General features: G+C 43.6%; 21 protein-coding genes and 3 tRNA genes. 9 read left to right on the top strand and 15 right to left on the bottom strand.

The features are described from left to right. Positions 1 to 340 precede the first annotated feature (340 nt). On the bottom strand, positions 341 to 478 hold the full coding sequence (locus tag ACESPU_RS14775; protein ID WP_181987512.1) for a hypothetical protein: 138 nt from the start codon (positions 476 to 478) through the stop codon (positions 341 to 343). 159 nt (positions 479 to 637) lie between these two features. Between ACESPU_RS14775 and ACESPU_RS14770 the strand changes: the two genes are divergently transcribed. The 4 genes from ACESPU_RS14770 to ACESPU_RS14755 all read left to right on the top strand — a co-directional run bounded on the left by ACESPU_RS14770 (position 638) and on the right by ACESPU_RS14755 (position 5276). Then, positions 638 to 2014, top strand: a complete 1377-nt coding sequence (locus ACESPU_RS14770) for a sensor histidine kinase KdpD (RefSeq protein WP_122144064.1) — start codon at positions 638 to 640, stop codon at positions 2012 to 2014. A 6-nt stretch (positions 2015 to 2020) separates the two neighbouring features. Continuing rightward, positions 2021 to 2713 (top strand): response regulator transcription factor, encoded by a 693-nt coding sequence (locus ACESPU_RS14765; protein WP_122144036.1) that lies wholly within the window; start codon positions 2021 to 2023, stop codon positions 2711 to 2713. A gap of 287 nt (positions 2714 to 3000) precedes the next feature. Next, positions 3001 to 4095, top strand: a complete 1095-nt coding sequence (locus ACESPU_RS14760; protein ID WP_158532380.1) for a metallophosphoesterase — start codon at positions 3001 to 3003, stop codon at positions 4093 to 4095. A gap of 2 nt (positions 4096 to 4097) precedes the next feature. Beyond that, positions 4098 to 5276: a metallophosphoesterase gene (locus tag ACESPU_RS14755; RefSeq protein WP_009016954.1), complete on the top strand. Its 1179-nt coding sequence runs from the start codon at positions 4098 to 4100 to the stop codon at positions 5274 to 5276. 70 nt (positions 5277 to 5346) lie between these two features. Here the strand turns inward: ACESPU_RS14755 and ACESPU_RS14750 are convergent, their stop codons facing one another. Together ACESPU_RS14750 and ACESPU_RS14745 are read right to left on the bottom strand one after the other, a co-directional pair. Continuing rightward, entirely contained in the window at positions 5347 to 7053 is a 1707-nt protein-coding gene (locus ACESPU_RS14750) for a S41 family peptidase (protein ID WP_044546013.1), read from the bottom strand. Positions 7054 to 7101: 48 nt separating this feature from the next. Next, a complete protein-coding gene (locus tag ACESPU_RS14745) occupies positions 7102 to 8079 on the bottom strand; it encodes an adenosine kinase (protein ID WP_122144038.1) in 978 nt (325 codons plus the stop codon). Between the two features lie 111 nt (positions 8080 to 8190). On the opposite strand from ACESPU_RS14745, the gene ACESPU_RS14740 reads away from it, so the two are divergent. The 3 genes from ACESPU_RS14740 to ACESPU_RS14730 all read left to right on the top strand — a co-directional run bounded on the left by ACESPU_RS14740 (position 8191) and on the right by ACESPU_RS14730 (position 8486). Then, positions 8191 to 8264: transfer RNA gene (locus ACESPU_RS14740), tRNA-Asn, on the top strand. A 31-nt stretch (positions 8265 to 8295) separates the two neighbouring features. Then, positions 8296 to 8369, top strand: a tRNA-Asn gene (locus ACESPU_RS14735). A 43-nt stretch (positions 8370 to 8412) separates the two neighbouring features. Then, positions 8413 to 8486: transfer RNA gene (locus tag ACESPU_RS14730), tRNA-Asn, on the top strand. A 104-nt stretch (positions 8487 to 8590) separates the two neighbouring features. On the opposite strand, the gene ACESPU_RS14725 is transcribed toward ACESPU_RS14730, so the two are convergent. Continuing rightward, positions 8591 to 10489, bottom strand: a complete 1899-nt coding sequence (locus ACESPU_RS14725) for a glycosyltransferase 87 family protein (RefSeq protein ID WP_373133473.1) — start codon at positions 10487 to 10489, stop codon at positions 8591 to 8593. A 145-nt stretch (positions 10490 to 10634) separates the two neighbouring features. Between ACESPU_RS14725 and trmB the strand changes: the two genes are divergently transcribed. Next, on the top strand, positions 10635 to 11393 hold the full coding sequence (gene trmB / locus ACESPU_RS14720) for a tRNA (guanosine(46)-N7)-methyltransferase TrmB (RefSeq protein ID WP_005867819.1): 759 nt from the start codon (positions 10635 to 10637) through the stop codon (positions 11391 to 11393). Positions 11394 to 11420: 27 nt separating this feature from the next. Then, on the top strand, positions 11421 to 12530 hold the full coding sequence (locus ACESPU_RS14715; protein ID WP_005859141.1) for an Mrp/NBP35 family ATP-binding protein: 1110 nt from the start codon (positions 11421 to 11423) through the stop codon (positions 12528 to 12530). A gap of 117 nt (positions 12531 to 12647) precedes the next feature. Here the strand turns inward: ACESPU_RS14715 and ACESPU_RS14710 are convergent, their stop codons facing one another. The 11 genes from ACESPU_RS14710 to ACESPU_RS14660 form a co-directional block, all read right to left on the bottom strand. Further along, positions 12648 to 13802 carry an acyltransferase gene (locus ACESPU_RS14710; protein ID WP_121961470.1) on the bottom strand — a complete coding sequence of 385 codons (1155 nt, stop codon included), beginning with the start codon at positions 13800 to 13802 and terminating at the stop codon, positions 12648 to 12650. 99 nt (positions 13803 to 13901) lie between these two features. Beyond that, positions 13902 to 15398: a histidine ammonia-lyase gene (gene hutH / locus ACESPU_RS14705; protein WP_005859147.1), complete on the bottom strand. Its 1497-nt coding sequence runs from the start codon at positions 15396 to 15398 to the stop codon at positions 13902 to 13904. 3 nt (positions 15399 to 15401) lie between these two features. Beyond that, positions 15402 to 16025 (bottom strand): cyclodeaminase/cyclohydrolase family protein, encoded by a 624-nt coding sequence (locus ACESPU_RS14700; RefSeq protein WP_121961471.1) that lies wholly within the window; start codon positions 16023 to 16025, stop codon positions 15402 to 15404. A gap of 35 nt (positions 16026 to 16060) precedes the next feature. Further along, entirely contained in the window at positions 16061 to 17311 is a 1251-nt protein-coding gene (hutI, locus tag ACESPU_RS14695; RefSeq protein WP_005859151.1) for an imidazolonepropionase, read from the bottom strand. A 3-nt stretch (positions 17312 to 17314) separates the two neighbouring features. Continuing rightward, positions 17315 to 18220, bottom strand: a complete 906-nt coding sequence (gene ftcD, locus ACESPU_RS14690) for a glutamate formimidoyltransferase (protein ID WP_036611367.1) — start codon at positions 18218 to 18220, stop codon at positions 17315 to 17317. Further along, the gene (locus ACESPU_RS14685) at positions 18217 to 20220 is read right to left on the bottom strand and encodes a urocanate hydratase (RefSeq protein WP_122369012.1); all 2004 of its coding nucleotides are present in this window, start codon (positions 20218 to 20220) and stop codon (positions 18217 to 18219) included. Before ACESPU_RS14685 ends, ftcD begins: the two co-directional genes overlap by 4 nt. A 235-nt stretch (positions 20221 to 20455) precedes the next feature. After that, entirely contained in the window at positions 20456 to 21490 is a 1035-nt protein-coding gene (locus tag ACESPU_RS14680; RefSeq protein ID WP_270214899.1) for a Fic family protein, read from the bottom strand. A 343-nt stretch (positions 21491 to 21833) separates the two neighbouring features. Then, complete coding sequence (locus ACESPU_RS14675; protein WP_121961473.1) at positions 21834 to 23078, bottom strand: DegT/DnrJ/EryC1/StrS aminotransferase family protein; 1245 nt, start codon at positions 23076 to 23078, stop codon at positions 21834 to 21836. Between the two features lie 13 nt (positions 23079 to 23091). After that, a complete protein-coding gene (locus ACESPU_RS14670) occupies positions 23092 to 23772 on the bottom strand; it encodes a PIG-L deacetylase family protein (RefSeq protein WP_009275880.1) in 681 nt (226 codons plus the stop codon). Further along, on the bottom strand, positions 23762 to 24757 hold the full coding sequence (locus ACESPU_RS14665; protein WP_121961474.1) for a formyltransferase family protein: 996 nt from the start codon (positions 24755 to 24757) through the stop codon (positions 23762 to 23764). The genes ACESPU_RS14670 and ACESPU_RS14665 overlap by 11 nt, the downstream gene beginning before the upstream one ends. Then, a complete protein-coding gene (locus tag ACESPU_RS14660; protein ID WP_121961475.1) occupies positions 24754 to 25329 on the bottom strand; it encodes a sugar transferase in 576 nt (191 codons plus the stop codon). The genes ACESPU_RS14665 and ACESPU_RS14660 overlap by 4 nt, the downstream gene beginning before the upstream one ends. Positions 25330 to 25701 lie beyond the last annotated feature (372 nt).

Here is a 25701-nt window from a genome sequence, read left to right as displayed (position 1 = left end):
CGGTTCTAATATTAAAAATATCCGAACCGCCGTTCCTTTGATTAAGCCCCAGAGCAACCCGTTCCACATGTGTTACCACAATTATTACCACAATTGGTTCCACAGACACTACCACAATTAGATCCACAGCTACGTGTAGCCCCACCTCTTACAAGAAAAAGCTCATCATCAGAAAGGACAAGATCATCAAATAGTAGTCGTTCTTCTTTCTCTATTTGTCTCATAACATTATAGTTATAAAGTCTAAAATTCTCTCTCTAACACTTTTCCAAAATGGCAGAGAGTTTAACCAAAATGGAAATGTATACAACAGAATAAAATCGTCTTCCAAGAATGATATTTAAGGTTCTTTGAGGAAATATGGCACACCTCGTCCATTCTCAACCCAATACCATTCGTCTGTCTCTTCATCATAAATCCATTCACCACCCTTAATGGCGGAAAGTTCTTCCTTCGACAACAAATCACCAGTTTCCATATCTATATGCTTTTTAGTCTGTTACAAAAATATAAGTAAAATTTCGTACTATATCTAACAAACACCTAATTTTTGTCTAACAAAAAGCTAACAAAACGAGAAAAACGTATCTTTTTTAAGATTATTCATTATCTTCACATCCAAAATAACGAATATATCATGAAACACTCCTTATATATTACGACCATTATGTTGCTAGCCTTAACACTCTCCCAAGGATATTGGTTATACAATATATATAACGCTGAAAAATATAAAACGCAAGAAATCCTTGAAGAGCTATTCGAAGAGGCTATCAAGCAAGAAATGTCCAAGCGAATGGTTCGCAACAAACCGAAAGACCTCAGCAACCCCAAAAGAATCATAAGAAGAGCTAGTGATATGACACCAGAGGAACGAGCCAAGCTAAAAGGAGATACCATAACCTTATCACAAATAAAAAATCGGAATCTAAAAGATAACTATGCCGACCTTTTAACGCAACGTATGCAAGACGGTCTACGTAATGCGAATAAACCCTTAAAACCAAATGTATTAGACAGCCTATTCAATAAAACATTAACTGATCACAATTTACAAGCAATATCTTATATAGAAATATCAGACTCTACCCGGCAAACCGTAAATACGGTAGGAAAAAAATTCAACCTTTCATTTTATAAGTTCCAAACAGAAAAGCTCCCGATAGGAACGCAAGGATTACAATATGTACAGGCTTTCGTTAAATTACCTCTTTCTGACATTGTCCAACGAATGCTCTTGGCTTTTACCGTATCTTGTCTAATCATCCTTACCTCGGCGAGCTGCCTATATTATTTATTAAGAACAATACGTAAAGCCCACGCCCAACTCCGAGACCGTGAAATAGCCGTTCACAGCGCCATCCACGACTTGAAATCCCCGCTGAACACAACATATGCCTCTATAGATTTTATCGCTAGCCAAGAGAAAGAGCCGATGAAAGCTAACATATTAAATATCGGAAAAACACAAATCCGACAATTGATAGAGATCATCGAATCCATGCTATCCCTACTGAAAACAGCGGATGGAAAAGAGAGCGCACGAAGGTCGTCTATAGAAATCAAGTCATTTATCGAGCAAACGTATCAAGCGATAGTTAGGCTCTATCCTAACAAGAACCCCTTGTTCAAGCTTGAGAAAAGCGAGGATTTCCCCGACATGATCGAAGCTGATACCGTTCGTCTGGAACGTTGCCTACGGAATTTGCTAGAGAACGCATTGAAATATTCGGATGACGATGTACGAATCACCGTAACGTTGACTATGAAAAACAACCATTACCGAATAGCCATAAAAGACACCGGTTGGGGAATCCCCAAGAAAGCCCAGAAGAAACTCGGACAACAATTCTTCCGGGTGAAACAAGCCGACAAGCCAGCGCAACCGGGATATGGATTAGGGTTGAGTAGCGTAATGCTAATGGCTAAAGAAATGGGCGGCTCCCTAACTTTTCAGAGCGAGAAAAATGTAGGTTCAACATTTTTCATTAACTTGCCGGCCGAAAACACATAACACGATATGGAAGATAAGCTGAAAGTGATCTTTATTGAAGATGACCCAAACCTTGGATTAATCATCGTATTGGCCTTGCAAAGTAAAGGATACGAGGTTTACTACGCCAACACGTTAAGCGGTATTCAAGACATGATAGAAAAAGACTACCCTAATATCCTGCTTCTCGATCTGGAAGTTGGCAATCAAAACGCATTGGATTATTTGCCTTTTATTCGTTCAAAGCATCCTTCATTGCCTGTACTGATAGCCTCTTCCCACAACGAAGGGGAGGAAATAACACGCTGCTATGAAGCCGGAGCTAATCATTACACCAAAAAACCGTATGATATACAAGAAATAGATTTCCTAATCCAAAGGTTTTGTAAAAAGGCCAGTCCGATATCAAATAGTATATCTATTGGAGATTACCAACTGGAACTCTCCACTCATAAATTATTCTATAAACAAGAACAGTCAAAAACATTAAGTCCTAAAGATTTCAAGTTATTCTATCTGTTATCCGAGCAATTAAATCAGCCAGTAAGCAGAGAAAAGCTTTTTCATGAAATATGGGATGGGCAAGAAGTTCATGATAGCCTAAACAACAGCATCTCGCGTTTGCGCAAATTATTGGAAAAAGATACCACACTTTCAATAGATGCCGTAAAAGGAGTTGGATATATATTATCAAAAAAAGACCAACTCTCCTCATCGTAATTAAGGGGGCTTATTGTAGATTTCTAGATACGCCCTTGTTCCCTATCACATGATTCGGGAAAAACACGTACGACTTTTTTGAAAAACACGTACGACTTTTCCCAAAAACACGTACATGTTTTGAGTAAAAGATCATCCTGTTTTTAGCATACTAACAATCAGTATATTATATAATTCTTTTCATTACCAAACTTATTGTTTGGAATTTATATCGATCCTATAGGGACGTAGCGTGCAGCGTTTGCTACCTAAAGAGTTTTCATTATCTTCGCGGAAAATTAATTGAGATGTGGACGTTCTTTATCATACTTCCAATCCTGTATCTTGCAGGGAATATTTACATTTATCTAAAGGGAAAACAGGCTTTGAAAAGCCAGTCTACCGGAGTTAAAGTGTTGTTATCCATTGTTTTTTGGGGAGGAGCTTTATCATTCTTCAGTAGTTTTCTATTCAGGAACCTAGATATGCCGGCTTCTTTCGCTCAAACAGTTTCTCAAGTAGGAACAGGATGGCTCGTGTTCACTTTATACATGGTATTGGCCCTGTTGGCATTTGATATCTTACGACTTTTCCACCTACGTTTCAAATACTCATTCTATTTATCCTTATTCTTAACACTCAGCTTATTAGGATATGGAAACTATAATTACCAACATCCTGATACACGAGTTATCAACATGGTTATCAACAAACCGGCCGATACCGATGGACAGTCGCTGAAGGTCGTAGCCATTAGCGACATACACTTAGGATACGCTACCAACAAGACGATGCTTGCCGGATATGTGGATATGATAAACGCCCAACGCCCGGACATCGTTCTTATCGGTGGAGACTTGATAGACAACAGTGTCGCACCTCTGCGATACGAGCATATGGAAGAGGAACTGTCCAAGATATACGCTCCATTAGGCGTTTATATGGTACCGGGTAACCATGAGTATATCAGTGGCATAGAGGAGAGCGAGAAATTCATAGCGCAGACGCCCATCGTACTTTTAAGGGATTCCGTGGCTATCTTGCCCAATCAGATCCAACTCGTAGGACGGGACGACCGGCATAACAAAGGACGGAAAACTTTAGGTCAGCTTACCGCGAACCTTGATAAAAGCAAACCTGTTATCTTACTAGACCATCAACCCTACGATTTAGAGAAAACGGAAGAGGCTGGCGTAGACTTACAGTTTAGCGGACATACACATCGAGGACAAGTATGGCCGATGAACTGGATCGTGGATCATCTGTTCGAATTAAGTTACGGGATTAAAAAAATCGGAAATAGTACGATTTATGTCTCATCCGGCTTATCTTTGTGGGGACCGCCTTTCCGTATCGGGACGGACAGCGAGATGGTGGTGTTCAATATTACATTCAAAGAGTAAAGATGAAAGTATTTATTCAATCGATCGTAGCGCAGCTATTACTAAATCCGTATATTTTCTGGAGAGGATATCAAGCGCTTCCTCCTAAGAAAAGTTGCCGGATTCCTTTTATCTTGTTTTTCGTACTCGAACTATCGCTTTATTTTTTCGGATTTATTTTTAGGAATGAACTACCTGATAACGTGATAATCACGATCCAATACATCTGTAACACTTGGTATATAGCGTCCATTTATATCACTTTATCTCTCTTGGTACTTGAGTTGATCAGGCTCTCCCAACGTATCAAGCCATGGTTCCCCAAATGGATGAAAGGGCATTGGCAACAAACCAAGCTAACCCTGTTTTTTCTTATCGTATTCGGTGTTACCGGTTTAATGATTCACGCATACCATACGGTAATGAATCCGATTGTTAAGAACGTATATATCACGTTGCCCAAAGCCGCGGGGGATCGGGATAGCCTGACTATTGTCATGATGAGCGACTTACATATCGGAGAGGTTATCGGGAAGGACTTGGTACAAAAATATGTGGCGCTCAGCAACGCACAGCATCCGGATATGGTGGTATTAGCGGGGGATATCATGGATTATGAATCCCGATTCGCGGAAAACGCCCACATCGAGGATGATTTAAAACAATTAAAAGCTCCGTTGGGCGTATATATCGTTTACGGGAATCATGAATACCGGGCAAACCGGAACGCGAAATATCGTTGGTTGCAAAAGACCGGAGGTACGCTACTAATAGACTCGGTGGTCCAACCGGACTCAACTTTTTATTTGATAGGGAGGGATGATTTCATCCATAAGAAACGAAAATCGCTTCATTCGTTAATGGAAGGGGTGGATACCGGCAAACCGATTATCGTTTTGGATCATCAACCTTGGTCGTTCGCCGAGATGAATATGAATGGGGTGGATTTGGGACTGCACGGACATACGCATAACGGGCAGTTATGGCCTTATCCCCTACTGATGAAACTTGTGTATGAATGCCCGTACGGATATTATAAGAAAGGACCTACGCAATTCTATGTATCTTCCGGCATTGGTATAGCAGGACCTCCTTATCGGGTGGGAACCGTCTCGGAATTGGTCGTATTGCATATCCGCTTCAAAGCCCCCAAACAGACTGGCGAAAGAGGGAAAAGCACGATGCCCATTCAAGGGAGCTGACAATGGGCATCGTAAGCTCGCTTGAATGGGCATTGTAAGGCCCTTTGAATGGGCATCGGCAGAAACCCGCCTATTCGGTACCCTTGGTGGCCGCTTCCAACTCAACCGGCACGCTCAATGTACGCCTGTATAAATCCGGATCGCCCAATACCTCCAACGCTTTCTCCAATACAAGATCATCTTTCAAGCTTTCTTGCAACTCTCCTCGTTGGTAATAATAACGTTTTACGATCTCAGCGGCCATTACTCGTTTCACCTCATCCTTGAAACGATCGAAATCTCTTTCCAGATTCGGAGTCAGCTTAGCCTCTAATTCCTTGAACGCAGTAGAATCCTCCTCCAGATACCCCTCGAACTCAGCCACTTCTTTCAAGTTCTTCAATACTTTCTCGCTTTGGCGGTCATACGTGAAATTCTTGGACTTGGCGTATTGCTTCAAAGCTTCGAAATCCTCATCGGAAACCGTAAATTCCTCGATGGGAGCGATTGTCTTATGCTTTTGTGCCCAATCCGTAACGAAGTCGAACAAGACCGTATCCGCCGCCAAATAATACATCATGGTAGGCACTTTCGGCTCCTTCACCTCAAACTCCGGACGTACGCCACCCCCATCACGAACCGGACGCTTCTTGGACGTATAGAATACGGAAGTCAAGCTATCCGGAATAGCCGCCACGCTACCATCCTCTTTCCGGTGCGAATAATCGATTTGCTGGATGCAACGACCACTCGGGATATAGTATTTACTCATCGTGATTTTCACTTTCCCATTATAAGGCAGGTCACGAGGAGCTTGCACCAACCCCTTACCAAACGAACGTTGTCCCACCAACACGGCACGATCCATATCCTGCAAAGATCCCGATACGATCTCAGCGGCGGAAGCCGTACCTCCATTGATCAATATAGCCAACGGCATTACCGTATCCAAAGGCTCCGTAGAGGTTCGGTACGTACGATCCCATTGCTTGATCTTTCCTTTCGTTGAAAGCACCTCGCTGCCTTTCGGTACGAACATACCTACGATTTGTACGGCACCTTCCAGCACGCCGCCGCCGTTACCGCGCAAATCCAGTACCAAAGACTTAATATTATGATTTTTCTTTAAATCCAAAAACGCCTCTTTCACCTCTTGAGCACTCTTGATAGTAAATGCCTTTAGATAAATATAACCGATACTGTCATTCTTAACCCCGTAGTAAGTAACTTGAGGTGTCGTGATCTGCTTACGGGTAATCTCGAACTTCCGGGGTTTCTTCTCGCCCGGACGTTGGATCGTCAAAACCATCTTCGTATTGGGAACACCTTTCAATAACTCGCTGACCCGGGAGTTTGTCGCCTTGGAAACATCGATCGTATCGATCGCCAAGATCAGATCGCCCGGCTTCAGACCCGCTAAATCGGCCGGCATTCCCTCGGTAGGCTCGGCAATCATCACGCCTCCCTCATTGTTACGCTGACGGATCAAGGAACCGATACCTCCGTATTCGCCGGTCGTCATCAGACTCAATTCCTCCGTTTTTTGCTCAGGATAGTATTCCGTATAAGGATCTAAACCAGCCAACATTGCCTCGATTCCCCGCTGAACGGTTTTATCCACATCCACTGAATCCACGTAGAACATCTCTACTTCTTTCAATAAAGAATTGAAAATGTCTAGGTTCTTACTCACCTCAAAGCGGTTATCTTTTTGCGCCCATCCCGGCACTACGCTACTTGCGACGAACAGCAAGCAAAATAAACCTATAATTCCTCTTCGTTGAACCAATCTGTACATACAATATTTAGTTAATTAACGGCATAAATGTAAGGAATAATACGCCGCCTAAGCCAATATCCCTTTTACTTTTAACTTTATTTGTTCCCATTTATCATACGGAATCTCCGGGCCAACCACGTCGATCACATAGCCTGCCAACATCGATCCGATGCGTGCGGATTGTACCAAAGACGCTCCTATGGATTGACCGTACAAGAATCCGGCGGCGAAGTTATCACCGGCGCCAGTCGTATCAACAGGCTTGCCCCCCTCAGCCGGGACAGAATAAAATTGACCATGACTACCGATCAAGGCACCTTCCTTTCCCAAAGTGACCAATGAGACCTCTACCAACTCAGACAAGGTATGTACGGCCTCAGCAGCCTTCTGCCCGGTAAAAGCCTCAGCCTCACTCTCATTAGAGAACAAAATATCCACATATTTAGGAATGATATCCTCCAGCATTCCTTTAAAAGCATTCACGATATTGAAGTTCGACAAATCCAGCGCTACTTTCAAGCCCAACTTTTTAGCCTTCTCCATCGTAGAACGAACCAACGGTTCGTTTACGAGCAAGTAACCTTCTATATAAATACATTGATATTTACTTAGCATCTCCTCGGTGATCTCATCCGGGGTTATTGTCGGGGCCGGGCCAAGGAAAGTCCCCATCGTACGTTCCCCATCCGGAGAAATCATCACCGTACAGCTACCTGTAAGTCCATCCGTCTTGATAAAATAGGAAGTGACACCCGCTTTTTCCAACGCATCCTCATAAAATCTGCCGATCGAATCATCCCCGATCTTACCGATAAAACCGGAATTCGCCCCTAAAGAAGACATCGAACGCATCGTGTTGCAGACAGATCCTCCCGGGGTTTGCGTACGTGGCAAGCCGGCTAAAGTTGTACGGATAGCGATCATTTGTTCCCTGTTAATCATATCCATAGCTCCTTTCTGTATCCCGATTTCCGATAGGACATCATCATTTTCAAGCCTCAATAAAACGTCAACCAAAGCGTTTCCTAAACCTATTGTATTCATTTTTTCGTAATTTTTTTCGCAAAGATATTGCATATTTCGAAAATACCCCGTACTTTTGCAGTGCAATTTCAGAAAGGGGTTACGGAATAACCTTTGAAAGAGCGAAAAAATTCTTCCTTAGCTCAGTTGGTTAGAGCATCTGACTGTTAATCAGAGGGTCCTTGGTTCAAGTCCAAGAGGAAGAGCGAAAAGACATCAGGAAAGACTGAAAAACATTCTTCTTTAGCTCAGTTGGTTAGAGCATCTGACTGTTAATCAGAGGGTCCTTGGTTCAAGTCCAAGAAGAAGAGCGAAAAGAGTTTTCATATAGAGATTAAAAAGTTAAAAACTGATTCTTCCTTAGCTCAGTTGGTTAGAGCATCTGACTGTTAATCAGAGGGTCCTTGGTTCAAGTCCAAGAGGAAGAGCAAAAAGAGAGAGATACCTATTAATAGGTATCTCTTTTTTCTTTTGTTCTTTTTCCGTTATTCACAGGGTTTTCAACAGGGTTATTAACAACCCTGTAATCCTCCTACCCTCTCCAAGCGATTAAAAATAAGTTCTTTAATTCTTCCGCAAGGACTCCACGACGCATATTGGGAAGATGAACGTTATCCCGCAAATCAGCGGGCATGTCTTTAATAAGTACATCCGACTCCTGCGAAGCCTTATAAATAAACTCCGTATCAAATAAAAAGCGATTCACCTGAGTTGAGGCCAAAAACGATTTTCCCCGCTGGTTAAAACCTTTCAAACCTCCTTGAGCATCCGTATGCGTTAATCCTAGAAGCGTAAAATTCAATATACGGGAAGCATAACTCATAATCTTTCTTCGAGTACTTAAATGGGTATAATAAGTATGATTCCGCACGGCGATAACGACATCATATCCCGATTCCAACCATTCTACCATCCGGCAGATAGAATCCGTCTCATACGGAAAATCATAATCCGTATATAAAGTAATGGATGAAGTGGAATGAGACAAGCCAGCCCTAACAGCGGCTCCTTTTCCCTTATTCGTATCATAACTTACGATCATCGTATCAGGGAGAGCCTCCAGAAGACGTCCCACCGCATCCTTCGTAAATCCTCTCTTCGAAGCGTCATTCACGACGATAAAACGAAGTGAGCGACCTTTAAGCATCTTTACCAATTCCGCATGTTTCTCGATCATCAAACGTTCCCAGCCTTCTTGTGGGTTATAACAAGGCAAGATAAGGTCGATCGCCTCCTCTTTACCCGGGAGAGTCTTCGGCCGATGAAGCGGCTCTGAAAAATCCAATGTCAATTGCTCCCATACGATCTTAAACCAGATCAACACACAAGGTAGTGCTTTCAACGCATAAGGAATAACATACGTTTTCCGGATATAACAGGGAAATATATCTGTTGGAGAAAGGGATGTAAGAATAAAACAGAAAACGAATAGTACCGTATTCAAGACAGGAGTCGTCTTACGGGTAGGCGTACCTATATACCAAAGGCAGACGGCTATCATGGCTCCCAAATATCCGCTATTCTCTGTTCCGGAGCTAAAAAGAACCATGAACAAAAGAGTAGAGCAAAGAAAATGCATGCGGAACCGCCGGTTATCATATTGATTTATCCTAAAATAAGGAGCAATAAATAAAAGTAGCCCGGGGATAACCAACCAGAGATCACTATACGTATTGACTCCCAAAATCTTACGACCCATCCCCAACAAAGAGATATTTGTATAAGGAGTAAATAAATTCTCTACATTCTTATCGAGAAGTACCTCATACCATTTCACGTATTGACTTGCCACATATTGAGGAGACGTATATAACATCGGAAGAACATACAAGACTATGCCCCAGAAAATAAGTCCTTTCAAAAAGGCGATCCGGCGTTTTGAGAATAGCAGGAAAGCAAGACCGACAATGCCATAAATCTTAGTCATCGTACCCAAGACAATCATTAGCGCCGCCCAAAACTCCTGTTTCCGCTCAATAAAAATAAACGAGAATAAAATCATGCCGGCTATGGCTATGTTAAATTGCTGCATAAGAACACACGTAAATAACTCATTCAAGCATACCCAAATGACAAACGCCTGTTTCCAATCCGCCAATCCGAGTTTACGGATAGCCATATAAAGCAGCAAGCTATTCGCGAGACACCATAGCAACATCCCGATATAAGGAGAGAAGAGGGAGAAAGGCGCTATTATAGCCGTAAAAGGGATCCCGTATAAAAACCGGTCGTGGTATTCATTCGGATAATATATATAAAGGTCTTTCAACTCTAACGCATAGAAAAAGGAAGCCCTATAAATCATAAAGTTATTATAAGTCCTTCCCACAGGTAATTTCAATAAGCAAGCGACAAGGGCCGTCGCAAACCAAACAAATCCGACAAACCTCGGATTCTTAAATATCGGGCATCTAAAAAATACTCTCAACATATCCTTTTTTATTCGTTACAACTCCACTTTCAAATAAAACTTCTGACAGCCTATATGTTCAAAAGACTCGCCAACGCATAAAAACCCCTATCTAAAACAGTAGAAAAAACGTAAAAAGCATTTTTTTAAGTATTATCTTCGCGACATGGGAAAGAATAAATTAGCTAAGTTTGACGATATGGCGGGCTATCCGCACGTATTCCAATACCCTTTCGCCGCCCTACAAGAAAAAGGGTTTGATATGAAAGGACAGTGGCATGAACGTTTTTTCAAGAACGACCATCCTATTGTTTTGGAATTGGGATGTGGAAAAGGGGAATATACCGTAGGTTTGGGAAAGCTTTTCCCAAATAAGAATTTTATTGGTGTCGATATCAAGGGAGCACGTATGTGGACCGGAGCGAAAGAATCGCTGGAAGCCGGGATGAATAACGTGGCTTTCCTACGTACCAGTATCGAATTGATTTCCTATTTCTTTGCTCCGGGCGAAGTAGCCGAGATCTGGATCACATTTCCGGACCCTCAAATGAAAAAGGTCAATAAGCGTCTGACCGGAACCCGTTTCATGAAAATGTATCGGGAAATCCTTTCCGGAGATGGTATTATCCATTTAAAAACGGATAGTAACTTTATGTATACCTATACGTGCGAGATGGTAAAAGCGAACCATTATCCCGTATTGTTCAGTACAGACGACCTATATCATTCCAATCTGGCGGATGAGATCTTATCCATCAAGACCTATTACGAGCAACAATGGCTGGATCGTGGATTAAACATCAAATACATCAAGTTTGTTTGTGAGGAAAGGGAACGATTGGTGGAACCTGACGTAGAAATAGAGTTAGATCCTTATCGTAGCTTTAATCGCAGTAAACGAAGCGCTTTGGCTTCCGGTAAATAAAAGAATGACTTAAAAAAATCAACAGATATGACAATCTATCCGAATCTGATTATTGAGGCGTTGAAGAACGTTCGTTACCCGGGTACCGGAAAGGACATCGTTTCCATGGGCCTCGTAGAAGACAACATTCGTATCGATGGTATGAATGTCACCTTCTCGTTATTATTCGAGAAACCGAATGATCCGTTTATCCGCTCCGTAGTAAAAGCTGCGGAGACAGCTATCTTAACCTATGTAAGCCCGGAGGTGAATATCAAGGGAAACATCACGGTAAAAGCCCGTCAGTTAGCTCGCCCGGAACCGGATAAATTATTACCGCAAGTAAAAAATATTATCGCCGTATCTTCCGGTAAAGGAGGAGTTGGTAAAAGTACCGTTGCCGCTAATCTAGCTGTCGCATTGGCCTTACAAGGATATAAGGTAGGATTGCTGGATGCCGATATATTCGGGCCGTCCCAACCCAAGATGTTCAACCTAGAAGAGGCTCGCCCTTATATGGAAGAGGTAGAGGGCAGGGAACTGATCAAGCCGGCCGAAAATTATGGTGTCAAGATGTTATCCATCGGCTTCTTCGTAAATAAAAACGACGCAGTCCTATGGCGTGGAGCAATGGCTAGCAACGCATTGAAGCAATTGATCGGCGACGCCAACTGGGGTGAGCTTGATTATTTCTTAATCGATTTACCTCCCGGAACGAGTGATATCCATTTGACAATGGTACAGACACTAGCGATAACCGGAGCCGTGGTGGTAAGTACGCCGCAAGAGGTTGCTTTAGCGGACGCTCGTAAGGGTATCAGCATGTTCACTGGAGATAAGGTTAATGTCCCTGTTTTAGGATTGATCGAGAATATGGCTTGGTTTACCCCAGCGGAATTACCGGAAAACAAATATTATATATTCGGAAAGGAAGGTTGTAAACGCCTAGCTGAGGAACTGAACGTGCCGTTACTGGGACAGATTCCTATCGTACAAAGTATCTGCGAAGGAGGAGATCAAGGTAAGCCGGTAGCGTTGAACCCGGACTCGATCACAGGTAAGGCATTCCAAGAATTGGCCGAGAATGTAGTCAAGCAGATAGACTATCGCAACGAGCATCTGGCTCCGACAGAGCGAGTGATTGTAACCAAGAAATAAAGATGATTTATACGTATATACGTGTGGTCTCGCACGTATATACGTATCGTCCTACACGTACGCTCGCATTGGCCTACGCCTATATACGTATCAGCCTATGCGAACGTACGTATAAATTCAGCCCACAATATACTTGGCTTTCTTACCGCAAATCTTTCTGATACCCAACACAATCAGCCAAGATACAGCGAATGCTACCACAGAAGCGGCAGGAATCTGTAAACCCAAAGGGATATTCAAGGCTCTCGCCAACAGCACGCTGGGTCCCGTAAAGAAATAATGTACCATATAGATTCCGAAACCACATACCGTTAAGTTCGCTAACATTCGTTTGATCGTGCCTGATTTCACATTCACCTTCTTCGCCAGCAAGAAGATAGGAATCGTCATCATCACCACATTGGGAGAACAATAGTAGAAGAATAACTCTAACTGTTCCTCCGTGTAAGCAGGCAAAGCTGTCGTATAGCGGAAACCGAAGAAAGTAATGGCATAGCCCACAACAAACATAGGAATGCCTATCCCAACGATCTTTCCTGACGACCAATCATGATTCCGCAGATAATGCCCCAATAGCAAGTAACCGTTAAACCCGGCGAAATAATAAAGCATACTGAATTCATTCCATGAGCATCCACCCCAAATATAAGGAGATACGAATTCCCGGTAATAAGGAATAAACAAAGTCACTCCCCAACCTGCCAGAAACCATAATTTCGCCTTATCCGAAACTTTCTCGACCCAAGCGGAGAAGATCGGCAAATAAAGATATAAACCTATCAGTAAATAGATATACCACATATGTACATCCAACAATGAGAAATTGAACGGTATCTGGGCGATATAGTCTAAAGATACGCTCAACGATTGACGAGTCACCTCTTCTCCCGAATAAGGGAAGAAATCAAGAATAAGTTCCGGCCTCAAACCAAGCAGTCCCGTAAACCAAGGAAATAAATTATAAATAACAGACCAAATCAAGAAAGGCCAGAATACACGCAATATCCTTTTCTTATAGAAAATAGAAGTCTCTTCCCGGACCGGTAGCAACAAGGCTCCCGTAATCATAACGAACAGAGGTACACAAGGACGAAGAAAAGCCCCATAGGCAGCTCCCCAAAACTTAATATCCCCAATAATCGGAGAATCTCCGGGATAGAAATTAAACGGGTCTGTACAATGACAGCAAACAACAGTAAACATGGCTATCAAGCGTACGACATCCAGCCAAACTACGTGTGTTTTCACGGTAGGATTTGTTACATTTTGCATAAAGTAGATCGATTGTGTTTAGATTGACGGCGAAAATACAAAATAATCCAGCCGAATAGGAGATTCAGCTGGATTTCTAACCTCTATTAACGATATTCATTAATATACAAAGTCTTTCCTACGAATAAACGCCACCGTACGATGTATTTCCGTGTACATAATAATATCCTCGTCGATAAATGGCACCTCTTTCCGGTAATCCTTCAAGAACTTCTCTAATACCGGAGAAGTCCTAGCCGGACGACGGAACTCGATTCCTTGTGCCGCATTCATCAGCTCGATCGCCAAGATATGATCCAAGTTGTCCATGATCTTAAACAATTTCGTCGCCGCATTCGCCCCCATACTCACATGATCCTCTTGTCCATTACTAGACACGATAGAATCGCTGCTCGCCGCATAGCAATACATCTTATTCTGGCTTACCATACTGGCGGCCGCATATTGAGGGATCATGAAACCGGAGTTCAAGCCGGGATTAGCGACCAAGAACTCAGGCAATCCCCGCAAACCCATGATCAATTGAGCGACACGACGTTCCGATATATTTCCTAACTCAGCCAAGGCAATCGCCAAGAAATCATAAGAAATCGCCAAGGGCTGACCGTGGAAATTACCGCCGGAAATAATCTTATCCTCCTCCGGGAAGATCGTCGGGTTATCCGTCACGGAATTTACTTCGGTAAGCAGGACATTCGCCACATAATTGATAGCGTCTTTCGTAGCCCCATGCACTTGAGGGATACAACGGAATGAATACGGGTCCTGAACATGTTCCTTTTTCCGGGCGATTAACTCACTTCCCTCCAATAGCCGTCGAAAAGCGGCCCCGGTCTCGATTTGTCCGGGATGCGGACGCATCTGCTGGATACAATCCATGAAAGGATCGATACGCCCATCGAAAGCCTCCAAGGATAAAGCGGCGATCAGATCCGCTTTCTTGGACAGGCTAAACGCACGCATCAAGGCGAATACGCCATTGGCGCTCATAAATTGCGTACCGTTCAATAAAGCTAACCCCTCCTTGCTTTTCAGCTTCACAGGCTTCCAAGCGAACTCGTCCAATACGCTGATCGCTTCCCGTTTGCGGCCCTTATAATAAACATCACCCACGCCGATCAGAGGCAGGAACAAATTCGCCAGAGGTGCCAAATCACCGGAAGCGCCTAAAGAGCCACGATCATACACGATCGGAAGCACGTCATTATTGAAAAAGTCCAGAATACGTTGTACGGTGATCACCTGTACGCCACTATGCCCCAACGAAAGGGCATGCGCCTTCAATAACATCATCAAACGGACGATCACCGGACTTACCTCATCCCCTACGCTACAGGCATGACTTTTCACCAAGTTCTCTTGCAAGGTGCTCAATTCGTCCGGAGAGATATTCTTATTACATAAGGACCCGAAACCGGTAGTAATCCCATACAAAGGCCCCTCCTGTTGCTCGATCTTATGATCCAAGTAATCCCGGCAACGCTGGATGCGCTCCTTCACCTCGGGTGAAAGCTCCAACTTCATATTTTGAGTAAGTATCCGTTCGATTCCCTCAAAAGAGAGAGGCTCGGAACCCACATAATAAACATTACTCATATGCTATAATTTAGTCTTCACCCAATCCAATAACTTTTGCTCTACACGGATAGCGTTCGCCTCCAGTTCATCCGCTTTCTTCCGCATCATTCCGACGAACACCTCGTCTTGGATGGACGTTAAGTTAATTCGGACATTCAATAAAGCCCCCAATACACAAGTACGGGCAGCCATCATCGCCACGCAAGCATCCGTGACGGCATTCTGATTACCTTTGTGAGCCACATAGATAATCGTCTCCATTACGGAACCGATCTCCTCCGCCACCCTCATCGGAACAATAGCCGCCTCTTTAGTAGCGCTCTGTATCGCATTCGTACGGATCACCTGTTCGTCAGGCGTTTCTTTCGGTAACTTAAAAGCGGAGAATACACGATCATAAGCCTCGCTGTCCTTATCGATATATTCAGTAAGACGCTCACGGATCAAAGCCGCCTCGGTAGCGATCGTCTTCATTTGTCCTTCCACTTCCGCATATTTCTTTTTGCCAACAGTCAGATGGGCCACCATCTCTGTCAAAGCTGCCGCTATAGCGCCATTCAAGGCAGATATACTTCCACCACCGGGAACGGGAGCACTACCCGCCGTTTCCGTCAAAAAATCTTTAATTGTCAAGTCTGCTAACATAGTATTTTGATTTAAATGATTCAACAATTCTTATCTTACATCATATAAAGTTCCCCATCCTTAATTACGGTATCCACGAGATTCATTCCCACATGATAAGGTAGGAACTTATAAGACGGGTATTTCAGCAAGATCACGTCCGCACGTTTTCCCACGCTGATACTTCCAATCTCGGAGGCACGTCCCACAGCTGCGGCTCCATTAATGGTCAATGCCGTTACCGCTTCTTCAGGGGTCATCTTCATATAGATACAGGCCAAGGCTATCATCATCGGGATCGAGGCGGAGAAACAACTTCCCGGATTTAGATCGGAAGCTAAAGCCACCGCGCAACCGGCATCTATCATTTTCCGGGCAGGCGCATACGGCTCATTCAAGGAAAAGGCAGTCAGCGGAAGTAAGGTAGCTACGACACCCGCTCTTGCCAGACGTTTGATGCCTGTATCCGATATATGTAATAAATGATCAGCACTTACACACTTCAAGGAGGCCGCCAGTTCCGCCCCTCCGAAAGGAACGATCTCATCCGCATGCATCTTCAATTTAAAACGATGATGACGGGCGGCACGAAGCAAGCGCTCACTCTGTTCTAACGAGAAAACGCCTTTCTCACAAAACACATCACAAAACGTAACCGTATGTTCGGCTCGTATGGCAGGAAGAACTTCCTCGATCATATAATCCACATAATCGTCCGTACGACCGGCAAATTCAGGAGGAACAGCATGAGCTCCCAAAAAGGTCGATACGACATCCATCGGATGAGACTCATTCAGGTCCGACATGACACGAAGCTGAACTAATTCTGTTTGCAAATCCAAACCATAACCACTTTTCCCCTCCACCGTGGTAACACCCATGGAGAATAACTCATCCAAACGTTCTTCCCCTCTGTCCCATAGTGTATCGAAATCACTTTCACGGGTAGCTTTCATCGTATTCACGATACCTCCACCACGCTCCATGATCGACATATAACTATCTCCCCGCAATCGCCAAGAGAACTCCTCCTCCCGGTAACCGCCAAAGATAAAATGCGTATGGCTATCTACAAATCCGGGTAACACCGCTTGGTTCTCCGCCCGAATCTCCAAATAATCCTCCGCATGGATGTTTCGAAGTACCTCCTCCGTAGGTCCTACATGCGTAATAACCCCATCAGACATCGCTACGGCTCCATCCTCGATAACGCCTAAATCAGACATCTCCGCTCCCCGTCGTGCCTTATCCCCATGACAAGTGACGATCTGGGCAGCATTCCTGATTAATATCTTGCTATTCTCCATACGCTATTCCATAATACGGGCTTCCAATACTTGATTCATAGAGAAGTCCTCTAATCCCAAATAGTAAGAGGCCGTATCGATCAACGCCTCCATAGGAACCAAGCCGATAATCTCGCTCCCCACCACCGGAACACCATATCTGCGAGCCTCGATACGAACTAACTCGAAGGCCCGGTACAAGGCCGTACGGGTATAATCGGTCATATTAATAGAGACCTGTACGATACCACGTTCCTTCAACTCAACCCCCATCGCTTTACAATAACGTAAACCTCCGCCGATGAAACGGATTTTCTTCGCTATATCCGTAGCGATCTGCAATTGATTCGTTCCTAAGTTCACATTATAGGCGACCAAAGGCATGCGGGCACCTATGGCGACCGTACCGGCTGTCGGATGTCTTTCGGCCGGACCAAAATCAGGTTTCCACTCCGGTTGATGGATTTTCTCTGCCATCCCTTCAAACTCTCCTTTACGGATCGCCGCCAGATTCTCCCGGTAAGGGGCGGAAGCCGATTTTTCATATAAGAAGACCGGCACGGCATAACGAGCGCCCACTTCCTCCCCTACTTCCTTAGACAAGGCGATCGCCTCTTCCATCGTACATCCGCGAATCGGTATAAAAGGAACCACATCTACGGCCCCCATTCGAGGATGTTGACCGCTATGCTTGTTTAAATCGATCAGCTCAACGGCAACTCCAATGGCCTCCAATACGGCTTGTTTTAAAGCGACTGGCTCCCCTACCACGGTAACAACCAAGCGATTGTGATCCTCATCATTACTATAGTCCAACAGTTTAACACCCGTCTTAGCCCGGAAAGGCGCTACGATCTTATCTATCTTCTCCAGATCCCGTCCTTCACTGAAGTTAGGGACACATTCCATAATCTTATTCCAAGTACTCATACCTTTTTATTTAATGATGTTTGTACGATTTCATGAATAAACGCCCTCTCCGGGATATACGGGAGGGTAATATGATACTGTTCGCCACGGTTCTCATTGAAAGTAGCGCTCGTACGCATCGCATTCGGGTTACGGGCCCATGAGCGACGAGCGACACCCCCCATCACGTCCCATATCATAGCAGAGCGAAGTATCTCGTCCACCCGCTCACTACCATCGAGAACCATACCGAAACCTCCGTTTATCGCCTTACCGATACCAACCCCTCCACCATTATGAAGAGCGACCAAGCTCATACCCCGGGCGGCATTTCCAGCGAAGCACTGCACCGCCATATCAGCCATCACATTGCTTCCGTCCCGTATATTAGAGGTCTCACGGAATGGAGAATCCGTACCGCTCACGTCATGATGGTCTCGTCCCAACATAATCGGGCCAACCTCCCCATCACGTACCATTCGGTTAAACTCAAGGGCGATCTTCAAGCGCCCCTCAGCGTCTTGATATAAGATCCGGGCTTGCGTACCCACCACCAAACGGTTCTTCTCCGCGTCACGTATCCAATTATAATTATCCATATCCTGCCCTCTTCGAGTCGGATCGATACACGCCATAGCCGCATGATCCGTGCGAATCAAATCTTCCGGCTTACCGCTTAAACATACCCAGCGGAAAGGACCGTACCCATAATCAAATAATTCCGGCCCCATGATATCTTCCACATAAGAAGGCCATATAAAACCATCTTTCTCGTCCACACCGTTACGGGAAATCTCATGTACACCGGCATCATAGATCGCTTTCATGAAGGAGTTCCCATAGTCAAAGAAATAGGTACCCCGGGCAACCAGACGCTTGATCACCTCGAAATGTCGTTTCAACGTTTTATCGACCAAAGCACAAAAATCTTCCCGGTGATGAGCCAATAATTCCGTACGTTCCTCAAACGTCACGCCTGCCGGACAATAACCACCTTCATAGACCGCATGACACGAGGTCTGGTCACTCAATAGGTCGATGGAAAGACCCTGTTTATCGGCATATTCCAATAAATCCACGATATTGCCATGAAAAGCGATAGAGATCGGTTCTTTCTTACGAATCGCCTCATCGGCTAAGGAGAAAGCTTTCCCCATATCATCCGTCACATGCTGGACCCATCCTTGGCATCGGCGTGTCTCGATACGGGAAGCGTCTACCTCGGCGATTATACTGGCAGCACCGGCAATCACGGCGGCTTTAGGTTGAGCGCCACTCATTCCTCCTAAACCGGAAGATACAAACAGATAGCCTCGCAAATCCTTATCTTGTGGAATCCCTAATTTCTTACGTCCGGCATTCAACAATGTATTAAACGTACCGTGTACAATACCTTGCGGGCCAATATACATCCAACCTCCGGCCGTCATCTGTCCATAATTAGCGACTCCCATCTGGGCGGCGACATGCCAATCCTTTTGGTTATCGAACATTCCCACCATCATGGAGTTCGTGATAATCACCCGTGGGGCATCCGGCTTGGAATGAAACAATCCCAGAGGATGCCCGGATTCGATCACCAAGGTCTGCTCCTCGGTCAGCTCCTCCAAATACTTCTTAATCAAACGATATTGCATCCAATTCTGGCAGACCTGCCCAGTCTCGCCATACGTAACCAACTCGTAAGGGTACAAAGCGATATCAAAGCAAAGGTTATTATCGATCATTACTTGAAAGGCCTTTCCCTCGATACATTTACCTTTATATTCAGAGATAGGCTTCGCTTTCAAGTCTCCCTGCGGACGGTAACGATAACCATAGATCCGTCCCCGGGTCAATAATTCCTCCATGAACTCAGGAGCTAGCTTCTCATGTAATTCAACAGGGATGTAACGAAGCGCATTCATCAATGCCGTTTCTGTTTGAGCGGGCGTAAGCGAATAGCCGCGATCGGGAGCACGGCGAATACCGGAAACGAAGGAAGGATATTCCGGCAAATAGTTATCAAGATGTATTTCCATAACGTGAATGATTTAGTAGGTGCTTACAATCTGCAAGGAATTTCACGGATTCAGCGCCGACAAGTTAGCGATTATCCAAATCCCAACCAATTATCATTCCATGTTTAGAAGCATAAAAAAGCCCCCGTCTCTCTCATCCTCCCTAAGGGAAAGAAAGACGGGGGCATAATTATAATTGTTCAGTAGTAGAAGTAGTTTCGTAAATACAATAGTCCGTTAGTTTTCACAAAAGAAATCAAAAATAAGTTTTGACAGCAAATTCAAATTGTTCTATGAATATCTTCTTGAAAGCGGCAATGTTATTCTGTTCATAGAATATCAGCATGGCTTTTTTGTAGTCTATGGAATCAACCGTTCTGAATGAGATTGGGCAATAACCATTGGCTATCAGTATGGCATTGCTTGTGATACGGGCAGTACGTTTGTTTCCATCCGAAAATGCCTGAATATAAGAAAGGAGAACCAGTGCAAGTAATGACTTCTCAAAGATATTGTCTTTGCCATTGATAAGTTTACAGGAATCTTCCAATGCCTCACGAATCTGGAACTCGTTATCAAGGGGACGATAGTTCGTACCTGTGATACCCACACGTCGGCGTCGTATGTTTCTTTCCACACCTAAGTCCTTGGTCAGTAAAGAATGGATGTCCTCTATGCGGTGGACGGATATTTCCTTAAGATAGTCGGGCACATTGAGAACAAAATCAAGCGCATCCTTGTGATTGAGCAGCATGATAGCTTCTTCCCTTGTCTTACCAGTAGCTTCCTGTCTTTCTTTCAGCAGGCGCTCCGTTTCTAGCAGGGAATAAGTATTGCCCTCGATTTGTGAAGATTTCCATGACAGGTCAACTCCCAGTCTTTCCATCTCCTTTTTGTAATCTGTTTCAGAAAGTTCTTCAAGGTGGGTTCTGAAAATGGACTGAGCTTTATCCAAACGTTTACATTCCTCTTCTGTGAAAAGTGAAACCTTTGGCAGAATCTGTTTTATGAGTTCGAAATTGAAATTTTCCTGCACAGTACGATCATCCATTTCATTCTTGAAATAGGTATCAATATCCAAAGGCATCGTTACCTGAGCTTGTGGAGTAAGCGAGTATTTGGTAGCAGGTCCTTTTCCATACACTTCTATAAGACCTTTGCTGACAGCATCAGCCAAGAGTCTTTTCATGGTGCTGTCGCTTGGTGCATTTACCAGCATGGAAGCTATCGCTCCTCTATTTGATAGCGGATGATAGTGCAATACCTGTAGGATTTCTGTTTCGATAGTCATAACATTCCTTTCACTAAATCGGCTCAAAAGTACTAATTTTCCTTCAACTATCGGCTCAAATTGAGCCGATATTCGTATCTTTACCGCAATATTTGAGCCGATTGCAATATTTTCCCAATACCCAATGCGTAGGAACACGATCCTAGCTCTCTCACACATGGTCATAAACTCCGCTCTCGAATAGAGTAAGACTTTGGGGCGAAGGAAAAGTTCAGCTAAAGAACACAAAAAGGGTACATCAAAAAATGACACACCCTCCTCGTAACAAAAATAAAATCTTTATGATTAGCCTTTACTTAGGCCTACACAGTAAAACGAATTTAGCTCATGAAAGCTGTTAAAATCAACGCTCAATCAAGCCCCTTATACCTCCAACGATATACTCAATATCCCGATCCGTTACATACGGGCCGGAAGGCAGGCACAACCCGACCTTAAACAAAGATTCGCTCACCCCATTCACGTAAGCCGGACAATCCTTATAGACAGGTTGCTTATGCATCGGTTTCCACAAAGGACGGGATTCTATACCCATCGCATCAAGTCCCACACGCATCGCCTCAACATTGGCATTCGGCTCGCAATCCGTATGTGCGTTAACCGCCGCGTGAGTCACACCGCCCGCACCACCAACAGCACCTTGTACCATTGCTTGATAAGCATCCTCCTGCCCTTTCACCCTCACTAAAGGATCCAAGACAATCGTATTCAACCAATAATTACTATCAAAACGACCGGAAGGATTCTCATGCAAGGTGATCCCTTTCACATCCTTCAACAGTTCCCGGTATAAATCACACGTATGCTTATGATGAGCCACATGAGCATCAGCCACCGTCATCTGACCACGCCCGATACCCGCACAAATATTCGACATCCGGTAATTATACCCGATCCGCTCATGCTGGTAATACGGATAAGCCTCCCGAGCCTGCGTAGCGTAGAACATGATCTCCCGCTTAGCCTCCCCGTCCGGACAAATCAACGCACCACCGCCACTGGTCGTAATCATCTTATTCCCATTGAACGACAGCACCCCATATTCTCCAAACGTACCCAACATACGTCCATCATAACGAGAGCCAAAACCCTCCGCCGCATCCTCAATGACCGGAATCCCATACCGATCAGCGACCGCCATAATCTCATCCACCTTATAAGGCATCCCATATAAGGCCACCGGTACAATCGCTTTCGGTGTTTTTCCCGTCTTCTCGATACGATCTTTAATAGCCTCTTCCAACAACACAGGATCCATATTCCAAGTATCCACCTCCGAATCCACGAATACAGGCGTAGCTCCCAAATACATGATCGGATGCGAGGAAGCACAGAAGGTAAAGCTCTGTACCAGCACCTCATCCCCCGGCTTCACGCCACAGGCAAGCAACGCCAAATGCACTGCGGCAGTACCGGCAGACAGAGCTACCACATGTTTACCTTCACCCACGAATTCCTCCAGATCTTTCTCGAATCCATTCACGTTCGGACCTAAAGGCACGACCCAGTTCGTATCAAAGGCTTCTTTGATATACATTTGTTCTTTGCCGCTCATGTGAGCAAGGCAAAGGTAAATTCGTTTATTCATTATTATTGTGATTTTAGAAAATACTTCGGATCAGCATAAAAGCCTCAGCTCTTTCTACGCTAATTGTAGCACCTCTATATTTCGCCAAAGCTTCCAAAGCCTCTAAAGAACGAGAACTAGGGAACCGCCTTAGTTGAGATTGATAACACTCCATCGCTCTCAATTTCATTTTCATTCCATCTTGACTACAAGGAATGAATACCGTGGGAATAAAAGCATCATCCGCATAAGGAGCAGCCCATTCCGTTTCAGATAACGTTTCATAGGTATAAACTCGCTTAACCGTATAATCTCCAACAGGACGACAAGCGACTAATACACTGTCAAAGACCATCCGATGATCTTTATGTATATCTCCTCTATGGGGAATAAACACTGTATCTATTTGATTTTCGGATATACATTTTGAAACTTCACGAGACATGATATAACCTGGATATTGATCTAATGCAGGAGCCGGAAAATCAAAGAAAAAGGTCTGTTTTACACCTAGTAAACGATGAGCCTCCAGTGCCTCTGTTCTAACACGCTGAATACCTTTTTCGGAAAAAATATTTGGATCAGATTTACTGGCATTTGTCATAATCAGCACATACACATTATGACCTTCTTGTATCATCTTATAAATAGTTGCCCCACAGCCCAATATTTCATCATCCGCATGAGGTGCGATAAACAAAACATTATTTTTCATTTTTCAACAACGTTAAATCTTGCTTTATCATTTCTATCTCATTCCGCAAACGGAAAATCTCATGTTGATCATAATAACCTAATCTAGAACCTACAACCAAATGCTCATCGACTGGTCTATCCAAATAATCAACCATGTTATATTTCACCAATTCAACATAACCATCAGCTGTTTGAACAACAGGATTATCATTATTGAAATTCACTACACGACCAATAACACCTTTCGCATATCCAGAAGCATAATAATTAGATTTCCATATCAGAACCTTATTATTACCATAGAAAGAGAAAGCCCCGGGATGAGGCGATGTACTAGCCTTTATCAAACGATCAATATCTTTCGCCGTGTTCGACCAATCTATACAACCATCCAAAGGAGCCCGCCTAGCATAGAAAGTAGCCGCCTTCCCATCTTGAGGAATCCCTTTTAATCCGACAGAAGACAAAGAAGGAAGCCAACGATCCAAAGCCCGTACCATAGCCTCCTTCAACTTGATGCCAATTGAAGAAGCATCATCCTTATCATCTATACAAAAAGGTTCCTGCACAAATATATCACCCTCATCAGCCTTCGTATCTATTTTAAAAAATGTAGCAGCGCCCTCTCCTCTATCAAGAATAAGCCATGCCATAGGAGCACGACCTCGTCCTTTCGGTAACTTTGTAGGATGAAAACCTACGCATCCAAACCTAGGCATTCTAATAATATCCTCATCTATCAACTGTGATAGACCAACCACAAAAAGAATATCTACCGAAGACTTTCTAATTTGTTCTTTAATATCGTTAGAATTTATTTTCACAAAAGGATAATAAGATATTTTATTATCCTCGGCCAACTTACGCATTGAGCAATACCCACTTACATTTAAAGTAGAATGAGGCTCATAGCCCCAAACTCCAACAATATTAAATGAATATTCAACCAGCTTTTGCAATGTCAACAAACTACTGCCTACACTGCCTATTACCCCAACTCTCATTTCTTTATAAATTTATCTTCTCCAAGTAAAACGATCGCAACTGTTTTAACTAAAATTCTCAAATCAAACATAAACGATATACGATCAACATATTCACTATCCAAAAGCAAACGCTTTTCCCAAGGTAAATAGATATTTCCATTCACTTGAGCCCATCCGGTCATCCCCGGCCTAACACAACACCGTTTATTTGCTAAGTCACCATACTTTTCATATAAACTAGGCAAAGCTGGACGAGGTCCAACCAATGACATATCCCCGACAAATACATTCCATATTTGAGGCAACTCATCAATTTTAAAACGTCTTAATAAACCACCTATCCTAGTTATATCAGGGTCATCCCAAAATGTTTGCTTAGCATTAGGATCTCTCTGCTTATTAGTCATAGTACGAAACTTATAGACCTTAAAAAGATGTCTATTTTTACCCACTCTACTTTGCAAATAGAAAATAGGTCCTTTTGAATCTATTTTTATCAAAAAGACAACTAATATCAAAAATGGGAATAAAAACAAAAGGATAACCAATGAGACCAAAACATCAATCAATCGTTTAAATATCAAATACATAATAAAATATAGATTGTAAGTACTCAATTTAGGGCATATCCCTTTGAAAGGACACTTTACCGTGCCCTAGATCGAGTTGTGTTAAAAACAAGTTCTTAATTCAATATTTGCGATGACGCAGCATGACACTGTAAATAAAAAAGCTCTAAGTCTTCGCTGCTTTACATTATATATACCCATTGACGGAATTCATTTTCAATCTGATTGCGCTGGTTTAGAGATTTGCGGTCAGCGTATTGGGGCTAGTGGTCAAATAAAATATTTGCCAATTCTGACGAACTTTTCATTGCTCTCCAGTGGCACTATATATGGTTTCCCAAGTGAATAACTTACGGCTTGGAAAGCCCTTTTTACAACTAGATTCACTACAAA

It is taken from the genome of Parabacteroides sp. 20_3 (assembly GCF_964238835.1).
Classification (GTDB): domain Bacteria; phylum Bacteroidota; class Bacteroidia; order Bacteroidales; family Tannerellaceae; genus Parabacteroides; species Parabacteroides distasonis.
Note: the sequence above shows the minus strand (reverse complement) of the source record. Positions and strands in the feature narration are given on the sequence as shown.